Origin of the sequence: Caballeronia arationis (genome assembly GCF_001544975.2) — a bacterium.
Classification (GTDB): domain Bacteria; phylum Pseudomonadota; class Gammaproteobacteria; order Burkholderiales; family Burkholderiaceae; genus Caballeronia; species Caballeronia arationis.
Genome location: NZ_FCOG02000187.1, coordinates 1 through 8,987, shown reverse-complemented (window position 1 = coordinate 8,987; position 8,987 = coordinate 1). Strand labels below are relative to the sequence as shown.

Here is an 8,987-nt window from a genome sequence, read left to right as displayed (position 1 = left end):
AACCGTTGAAGACAGCTTTCACAACCAACCAAAAACACGACATCTGTACTTAGCCGGCGGTACGACATTTCAATTTTGCTTTGACATCGAACGAGCGTGCGTTTCATTGAAAGCCATTTGATGACCGGGCTTGAGGTCCTTCGTTGATTACACTGAAACTTCGAACGTCCTGGCTGATCACCGCCCGAGTCAAGTCTCACTGCTCGACGGTACTTGCGCCTGCTCGTCGTGAAGCTCGCGTTCAACCATTTCTCGCGCTTGTTGCCAGTACTCGTCGGCACATCCTTCCATGCTTCCGTCTTGTTGCCAAAGCTCATAGGCCGGCGCGCATGCGGATCCGCTGTTCTAACGTTCGTCCGTTCAATGGACCCCCAGATAGTGACCAAAGCGAAACAAATACGCTTGCCCTCCATGATGCCACTCCTTACAATAAGAGAAACCGTAAGGAGAAGACCATGGCGGAGTCAACGGTAACTTCGAAAGGGCAGACAACCGTGCCCGTGCAAGTAAGAGCAGCGCTTCACGCCGAGCCAGGGACGCGTCTGGAGTGGCACGTCACACCGGACGGCGACGTCATCGTGCGGGCGAAGACGCGCTCGATTTTGGACTTGAAGGGTTCCGTAAAGACTGACTTGCACGTCAAGATCGAAGATATGAATCCGTGGCGTAGCTGATGCCATCGCTTGACACAAATGTGCTTGTTCGCTTCCTGATTCGAGATGACGAGGAGCAACATGGGCTGGCACGTCAGCTGATCGAGCAGCAGGTTCTTGCCGGGAGACTCTTGTACTTACCCATCAGCGTAACGCTCGAACTGGAGTGGGTTCTCAGGGCGCGGTACGGCTTCGACAAGAAGACTGTCACAGACACCTATGCGAGCCTTCTACAGTCGATGGAGTTGAAGTTCGAAAGCGAATCGGCGGTGGAAGTCGCGCTGCTCTATTACAAAACGTATGTCGCCGATTTTGCAGACTGCCTCCATACCGCACTCTCGGACGAGTCCAATCACGCCCCTCTTTTCACATTTGACAAAAAAGCGCTTCGAATTCCTGGAACCGAACGCCCCTGAAGGCACGGCAAGCACCTCGCGTGCGCGTGGGCAACCCGGTCGATGTCGCGGTGCATGCCCGTGGCGCGCGAGGCCGCAATGCAGGCAATGCGCACGTCCTTTCAAGGGCCTCGACGAATCGGATCAACATCGTCAATCAGGCGTTTGACCGGACCTGCATCCCGACAAAACCCACGTTGGGGATTGCCGGCTGGAGGGTCATGGGTTCGAGTTTCTGGGTTACCGGTTCGAGGAGGGTCAACGTTGGGTGCGCAAGAAGAGCCTCATGGGACTGCGGAATAAAATTCGGGCCCTGACCAGGCGTAACCGGGGGGACTCGATCGAGGACATCATCGCCTCGCTCACTCCACTCCTGCGCGGCTGGTTCGGCTATTTCCAGCACGCCCATAGATACACCTTCTCGTCCGTCGACGGCTTTGTTCGTCGCCGTCTGCGAGCGATCCTGCGCCGACAGCTTCATCGTCCGGCTCAAGGTCACTGCCTTCGAGATCACACGCGATGGCCAAATGCCTTCTTCGCTAATCTTGGGCTATTCACGATATCCGAGGCCCTTCGATTGGCGCGCCAATCCCGATGTGGAAACAACTGACTGGAGAGCCCGTCGCGGGAAAACTGCACACCGGGTTCGGAGGGAGGGGACGGCGATCACCGTTTCCTACCCCTATTCTTCGATGTACAACGGCCGTTCGTCAATTCGCATAGGGCTGCGGGTCTTCGGCCCCTGCCGACATTCATGTATCTGCCAAGGGGGCAGCGACAAACTGTGTTGCGGACATTCGCCCCATCAGTGGCCGCGAGCATGCAACCCCAGACTGCATCAGAACAGAACACGGAATTTCCCCGGCTTAATGCGAATGCCGCACCGGTGGGTACACTGTCTGGAAGACAATCTGGCTGAACTTCGTCAACAGGCGGGCGGGGGCAAACGTGACTTTGCAACAACTGGAAACCTTTTTCTGGACCGTAACGCTCGGTAGTTTTTCGGCGGCTGCGGAGAAACTGTATGCAACCCAGTCTGCGGTGTCGATGAGGGTGCGCGAGCTCGAGCGCACACTTGGCGTTGAGCTTTTCGATCGAACTCACAGGGCGGCCCGACTCACCCCGAAGGGACGCGAGCTGATGGAATATGCCAGCCGCATTCTCGATTTGTCGACAGAACTCGAGCATCGCATCGCCGCGCCGGAATCAGTGTTCGGAACGGTGCGGTTTGGCGTTGCCGAAGTCATTACGACAACGTGGCTACCCCATCTAATTCGTACCATCGCGCAGCGTTATCCCAACGTACGCCTCGAGATCGAAGAGGCGCTGACTGCAGAACTCATAGAGAGCCTTATGCAGGCTGAACTTGAGCTTGTGCTGGCACCCGGTCACTCGCGTGCACAGGAACTCTCTACGTTGCCACTTGGCACGGTTGCCTTCGAGTGGATGGCGAGTCCTGCGTTGGGGCTTGAGGATCGCGTATACGGTCCGGCAGACCTCGCAGCCTATCCGATCATTGGTATGAAGCCGAAGTCGTTTCACTATTCGGCGATCGAGGACTGGTTCCAGAATGAACATGTGCGCGCCCGTTATCTCGCTCGCTGCAAAAGCGTGGCGGTGGCAGCCTCGATGACGACCGCGGGGATGGGCGTCGCTTACTTGCCAGCAAAGAATTATGGAAACGAGTTAGAAAGCGGCAGGCTCAAAATCGTCAAAACCTTTCCGCGACTTGAGCCCGTGCCATTCGTCGCCGTTTTCCCTCTGGGTCACTCATTCTCACTTGCACGTACTGTGGCTGAACTCGCTCGGGAGGTGAGCACTTTTGATCAAAAATAGATAAAGTCGTACGCTGCATAGCAGCAAATCAGTTCAAGAAAGTTGATGCATGAACTCGAAAATTACTCGTTTGTAGTTATAGATCCTCGCATCTACTCTTTCTCTAAAGCAAAGGCGCCCTGATCGGCACGATTCGAAGCACCGAAGTTGCCGTTCAGAGCAGCATATGGAGGAAGACATGAATGCAGTCGCACTGCACGAGTCCCCGCTCGTGCGTCAAAACCCCGTTGCGCCCTCGAAACTAAAGGTGCGCGTGCAGTCCGTCTCCTATCTCGCAGAGGACATCAACGCGTTCGAATTCGTCAGTACTGACAGTGACGCGTTGCCGGGGTTTACGCCAGGTTCGCATATCGACGTGCATTTGCCCAACGGTTCGATTCGGCAGTACTCGCTGTGTAATGCATCCACGGAGCGTCATCGTTACGTGATCGCCGTGCTGCGAGATCCACTTGGCCGTGGCGGGTCTGTGGCTATGCATGATGTGCTGCGCGCTGGGCAGATCGTGACCGTGTCTTCTCCGCGAAATCATTTCTCGCTCTCCAACTCGGCCACGAGGCATCTCTTCATCGCCGGCGGAATCGGCATTACTCCGATCATGTCGATGATCGCCGAAGTACAGCGCCGCGGCGAAGCATTTTATCTGCACTATTGCGCCCGCACGCCGGCGCGCACCGCTTTCACGGGGGATCTTTGCGGACTCGTTGCGAGCGGACTTGCGTCGATTCACTACGACAATGGAGATGCTAGCAAGGGTCTTGATCTGAAGGCGACGTTGCAAGACCGTTCCGAAGGCGCGCATCTCTACTACTGTGGACCGGCGGGCCTCATGGATGCGATCGAAGCAGCCAGCGCGCATTGGCCTCGCGAGACCGTCCATTGCGAACGTTTCTCTGCAGGAGGCGAGCCCGTGCGGACCGCCGATGACGATCCCGACTCGACGTTCGAAGTCGAACTGGCTCGCTCGATGAAGTGCTTTACCGTGCATCCGGGCGAGACGATTGTCGACGCATTGAAACTGCAGGGCGTCGAAGTCGACACCTCGTGCTGCGAGGGGTATTGCGGCACGTGTATGACGCGCTATCTTTCGGGCGAGCCGCTTCACCGGGACTCGGTGCTCGACGAAGACGACCGCAAGGAATTCATCATGATTTGCTGTAGCCGCGCAAAGAGCGCGTCGCTCGTTCTCGACCTTTAGTCAAAGCTTCAAGTTTTTAGCAATCAGCCGCCGCTGGGCAGGGCGCCCTGCCCAAAAAAACCATATGGAGACGGTTTCACCATGAGCACATTCGACTATGTGAAGGACTGCTGGTACCCGATCGGTTTTTCAGGAGAGTTTCCAGAGGGGCAATTGCAAGGCCACAAGATAGTGAATCGGCCGATTGTCATGTGGCGCTCGGACAAGGCCGAAGTCGTCGCCTTCGACGACCGATGCTGTCACAAGCGGTTCCCCCTCTCGCAAAGCAAGCTGCTCGATGGTGGCCATCTCGAGTGTGCGTATCACGGTCTTTGTTACGACGCGACGGGGCAATGCGTGGCAATTCCTTCGCAGCCCGACAAGGCGATTCCGCCTCAGGCACGTCTTACTTCCATCCCCGTGAAGGAGCAGGACGGCGTCGTATGGGTGTGGCCGGGCAATCCTATCCTGGCGCAGCGCTCGCTGCCACCGCGAACACCAGAAATAACCGATTCGGAGAATCTTTCGATTGGTTCGCCCGGTCCGCTTCACGTGCCGGCCAACTATCTGCTGTTGATCGAGAACCTGCTCGACATCACGCACTTCTATCCGCTGCACGACGGTAACATTGGCGACAAGGAAAACAGCAAGATCCCCGTGAGCCTCGATGAAGGCGTGAGCGAAGGATACGAGTTCGTCAAGACCACACGCCATGTTCACGGCTATCAGCAGCCCCCGTATCTCAAGGAATGGTTCCTGTACGACACCGTCGAGCGTATTCATACCCATTGCATGGTGACGCCGGGCCTCACTCGGGTCGTGATGCGCGTTGCACCTGAGGGCGAAATCGGCACGGACAAGGAGCGCGGCTATACGTTGCTGCACCTTCACATGCCGGTCGACGAGCGCAACCTCGTTTGGCGCTGGTCGGTGTCATGCAAGAAGTGGCACACGACACTGAGCGATTCGACGATGCCGACCGCGCACAAGGTCGCGGAAATGTTCCCTGAGGTTGTCGCCCAAGACCAGTGGGCGCTGGAACGGCAGCAGCAAATGATGGAGTACCCCGACGACGGTTACTCGGAACTTTTCCTCAAGACCGACAAGGCATTACGCCGCGCGCGGCAGATCCTCATGGGCCTTCAGCGCAAGGAGCGTGAGCTGCAGATAAGGGAGATCGGCCAACCGGGGCCGCTCAAGGAGTCCGCCGCCGCATGACGGTGCATCCGGTGCCGCTACCGGCTCGATAAAACATGTGGCTCAACGCCCAGGAGACAGATTGTGAAAACCCATGAGACCTCCTCGCCAATTGTTGCTCCGCCGCAACCGCTGTCCGCGAAGGCGGACGGTACCACGCTCATGCAGCGCGCCGTCGCTTCATGCGTTTACCTATTCGAACGATTGATGCCGGACCCGTTTGTCATCGTCATCCTGTTGACGGTGTTGACGGCACTCGCGGCATTTGGATTCGCTCCGAAGGCGACGCCTGAAATCATACTCGGTGGCTGGTACAAGGGTATCTTCGGCATCTTCACCTTCGCCTTTCAGATGGTGCTCGTTCTCGTCACCGGCTATGCGCTGGCGGATGCGCCGGTCATCAAAGCGGGATTGTCGCGCGTGAGCCGGTTGGCGGTGGGCCCGTGCTCGGCGGTCGTTCTGGTCTTCACGGTCGGCGCCATCGCGACGTTCCTGAACTGGGGGTTCGGACTTGTCGTCGGCGCGATGCTGTCGAAGCAGGTCGCAAGGCAAGTGCATGTCGACTTCGCCTGGCTGGTCGCGGCTGCGTACAGTTCATGGGTGTTGTGGGCGTTCACGGGCATGTCGAGTTCTATAGCCTTGTCGATCGCATCGCCTGGCAATCCGTTGAACATCGTCGAACAGCACACGCACCTGACAGTGCCACTTGCGCATACCGTGTTTTCAAGTTGGAACTTGTTGACCGGACTGGCGGCGATGATTCTGATTCCGGCTATTTTCATCCTGATGAGGCCGGCGGCGAAGGACATCATTGCCGCAAAGGCCGACGCGCTCGCGGCAGAAGAAGCAGTTGAATCGGCCGAACCGGCCCGGCAACGCGATTCGCTGGCCGACAGGCTTGACCGCTCGCGTCTTTGCGCATTGGTCTTCGTGGTTGCCGGTGCGGCATACCTGGTCATGCAATGGGTTCGCCATGGCATCAGCCTCGACATCAACACAGTGATCTTCATTTTCCTGCTTGCAGGGTTGTGCCTGCACGGAAGCCCGAAGCGCTATGTGACGGCAGTCGCGCAAGCGGCGAAAGTCACGGGTCCCATGCTACTTCAGTACCCGTTCTATGGCGGCATCATGGGGATTATGGCCGCTACGGGGCTCGCGGAGGTTGTCGCCGACGCGTACATTCATATTGCTTCGCGCACGACACTTCCATTTCTCAGTTATCTGGCGTCCGGTCTGATCACGCTTTTCATACCAAGCGGCGGGGGACATTGGGCAGTCCAGGGACCATTCACGATTCCCGCGGCCATGAATCTTGGCGCGTCGATGTCGGGCACCTCCATGGCAATTGCTGCCGGAGAAATGGCCGGCAGCCTGCTCCAACCCTTCTGGGCGATTCCGGTCGTCGCCATTGCGGGTGTAGGTGTCCAGCGGGTGCTTGGATTCACATTGGTCATTTTTCTGACCGCCGGGAGCTTCCTCGGATTCGTTTACCTGCTGATTGTCCCTGCGTTCGCAGGCCTATAAGGGACTCACGCTCACAATGGATATGCAAATGAAAAATGAACTGGCGCTCGACGGTGTGCGCATCGTCGAAATCTGCAACGTCGCCGCTGGACCTTTCTGCGGGATGCTGCTTGCGGACATGGGCGCGGACGTGGTGAAGATCGAGCATCCCGAAGGGGGTGACACGCTGCGCTCATGGCCGCCCATCAGCGAGGGGTTTAGCGAAAACTTTGCTTCGCTGAATCGCAACAAGCGCTCGGTTGCGCTCAATCTCAAGAACGCGACTGATCTCGAAGTCGCAAAGTCATTAATGGGCGAGGCCGATGTAGTCATCGAGAACAACCGGCCGGGCGTCATGGACCGTCTCGGGCTCGGCTATGACACGATCTCCGCGATCAACCCGCGCTTGCTGTATTGCTCTATCTCTGCCTACGGACAAACAGGGCCGAGGGCGCAGGAAGGTGGGTTCGACCTGACGATGCAGGCAATGAGCGGGATCATGAGCGTCACTGGCGAGGCGGGCGGGGCGCCAGTCAAGTGCGGTGTACCGCTCGCCGATTTTTCGGCTGGCCTATACGCCGCGTTCGCAATCGCGGCTGAGCTGCGCCATGTGCAGCGAACCGGCAACGGCACTCACATTGACATCTCAATGCTCGGAGCGACACTCGGCATTGCTGCGCTGCAGACGTCGGAGTATTTCGGCAGCGGCCGCGATCCTGTCAAGCTAGGCTCGGCCCATCCGCGCAATGCACCGTATCAGGTGTTTCGCTGCCGCGATGGACACTTTGGCATGGCCGCCGGAAACAATTCGCTGTGGGCGAGCGTGTGTCGGGTGATGGGGCATGTGGAATGGCTGGATGACCCACGCTTCGACACGCCCAGCGAGCGAGCGCGGTATCAGGACGCATTGCGCGAGATGCTCGAACAAGACTTCCAGTCGAAAGACGCATCACACTGGCTTGAGCGATTTAGGGCGGCCGGCGTGCCCTGTGCTCCGATCAACAGCTATTCGGACGTTCTCGCCGATCCGCAGGTCGAGCATATGGAGTGGGTACAACCGGTAACGCTGCCAAACGGTGTGAAGACGCGGACCTTCGGTTCTCCGATTCGCCTGTCTGGCCGCAACTTGCCGGTTCGACGACCGCCTCCTGCTCTCGGTGAACACACGCAAGAAGTTATCGCTGATCTCAACACTTCTGTCCCGGAGGAGGCGCGATGACCGGCATACTCGAAACCGGTGTTGAGGAGCGGTCCTGGACGTTCACGCTCAATCGTCCGGATAAGCTTAATGCGCTCAATGCCGAACTCGTCGAGGCGCTCATCGAGGGGGTCAGCAAGGCGCATGAGGCGGGGGCAAGGCTCCTGGTTTTTGCCGGAAACGGAAAAAGCTTTAGCGCCGGGTTCGATCAAGGAGAGCTGGAGCGGGAGAGCGACGCGGACTTATTGATGAGGCTTGTGCGTATCGAATCACTGCTGCATCTTGTGGCATCGTCGCCATGCTTGACAGTTGCTTTCGCGCAAGGGCGCAATTTTGGCGCGGGCGTGGACCTGTTTGCCACTTGCCGCCAGCGGTATAGCACTCATGACGCGAGCTTTCGTATGCCCGGACTCAGGTTCGGGCTGGTGCTAGGAACGCGTCGCTTTGGAGCATTGGTAGGGCACAGGCGCGCACGCGAGGTCCTTGAACAGACCAGTACGATTTCTGCGGCTGAAGCGTTCGAACTCGGTCTAGTCACCAGGTTGATTAATGAGGCCGAGCGTGCCTCGGCGACCGACGACGCGCGCCGCATCGCCAGCTTGCTCGATAGGGAGACGCAGCAACATCTGTATCACGTCTTGAGTACCGAACAAGCGGACCAGGATATGGCCAATCTTGTTCGCTCCGCAGCGAGGCCGGGGCTCAAATCGCGGATGCTCGACTATATACGCCAAGGGTGAGTATGCGCCGACGCGGGGGCGCCATTTTTTCCGAGCGTCTTAAGAACTCAAGAGTGCCGAGTTCGGCACAGTCTTGGGGTTATGTGGCCAGTCGGAACATCTCGAAGGTGTCAGGGTCCTGCCTTTCGGCGATGAATTTCGCGAAGAAATTGGTTTTGGCGCTGTTCACGAGAAATTCGGGCAGGCATTGTCGTAGTGCACTGGCGACAACCAACTCCGATGGAGGGATGCCGGGACGGATGGTGCGCAGCCAGGATCCAAAGGAACTCCAGACGAGTGAAGGGAATACCG

At 58.0% G+C, this 8,987-nt stretch carries 10 protein-coding genes and 1 pseudogene; 9 read left to right on the top strand and 2 right to left on the bottom strand.

The genetic code is table 11. The annotated features are described in order from the left end of the window. On the bottom strand, positions 1 to 413 hold a 413-nt coding region (locus tag AWB81_RS49210), incomplete at its 3' end, for a hypothetical protein (protein WP_445344348.1). Here AWB81_RS49210 and AWB81_RS48600 point away from each other — a divergent pair. The 9 genes from AWB81_RS48600 to AWB81_RS38125 all read left to right on the top strand — a co-directional run bounded on the left by AWB81_RS48600 (position 330) and on the right by AWB81_RS38125 (position 8,696). Continuing rightward, the gene (locus AWB81_RS48600; RefSeq protein ID WP_327373247.1) at positions 330 to 674 is read left to right on the top strand and encodes an AbrB/MazE/SpoVT family DNA-binding domain-containing protein; all 345 of its coding nucleotides are present in this window, start codon (positions 330 to 332) and stop codon (positions 672 to 674) included. The two genes, AWB81_RS49210 and AWB81_RS48600, sit on opposite strands and share 84 nt — an antisense overlap. After that, complete coding sequence (locus tag AWB81_RS38160; protein WP_062643272.1) at positions 674 to 1,069, top strand: type II toxin-antitoxin system VapC family toxin; 396 nt, start codon at positions 674 to 676, stop codon at positions 1,067 to 1,069. Before AWB81_RS48600 ends, AWB81_RS38160 begins: the two co-directional genes overlap by 1 nt. 265 nt (positions 1,070 to 1,334) lie before the next feature. After that, entirely contained in the window at positions 1,335 to 1,658 is a 324-nt protein-coding gene (locus AWB81_RS48985) for a group II intron maturase-specific domain-containing protein (protein WP_200822615.1), read from the top strand. 338 nt (positions 1,659 to 1,996) lie between these two features. Further along, positions 1,997 to 2,884, top strand: a complete 888-nt coding sequence (locus tag AWB81_RS38150; RefSeq protein WP_087135478.1) for a LysR family transcriptional regulator — start codon at positions 1,997 to 1,999, stop codon at positions 2,882 to 2,884. Positions 2,885 to 3,308: 424 nt separating this feature from the next. Next, positions 3,309 to 4,079, top strand: coding sequence for a PDR/VanB family oxidoreductase (locus AWB81_RS38145; RefSeq protein ID WP_482764071.1), 771 nt, complete (start codon positions 3,309 to 3,311; stop codon positions 4,077 to 4,079). Positions 4,080 to 4,160: 81 nt separating this feature from the next. Beyond that, on the top strand, positions 4,161 to 5,276 hold the full coding sequence (locus AWB81_RS38140) for a Rieske 2Fe-2S domain-containing protein (protein WP_062643264.1): 1,116 nt from the start codon (positions 4,161 to 4,163) through the stop codon (positions 5,274 to 5,276). A gap of 63 nt (positions 5,277 to 5,339) precedes the next feature. Further along, entirely contained in the window at positions 5,340 to 6,779 is a 1,440-nt protein-coding gene (locus AWB81_RS38135; RefSeq protein WP_235026122.1) for a TIGR00366 family protein, read from the top strand. A gap of 28 nt (positions 6,780 to 6,807) precedes the next feature. Further along, positions 6,808 to 7,977, top strand: coding sequence for a CaiB/BaiF CoA transferase family protein (locus AWB81_RS38130; RefSeq protein WP_062643259.1), 1,170 nt, complete (start codon positions 6,808 to 6,810; stop codon positions 7,975 to 7,977). Then, positions 7,974 to 8,696 carry an enoyl-CoA hydratase/isomerase family protein gene (locus AWB81_RS38125; RefSeq protein WP_062643255.1) on the top strand — a complete coding sequence of 241 codons (723 nt, stop codon included), beginning with the start codon at positions 7,974 to 7,976 and terminating at the stop codon, positions 8,694 to 8,696. Before AWB81_RS38130 ends, AWB81_RS38125 begins: the two co-directional genes overlap by 4 nt. A 79-nt stretch (positions 8,697 to 8,775) precedes the next feature. Here the strand turns inward: AWB81_RS38125 and AWB81_RS47580 are convergent. After that, positions 8,776 to 8,987 (bottom strand): annotated as a pseudogene (locus AWB81_RS47580) (IS4-like element ISCku4 family transposase); the annotation flags it as partial.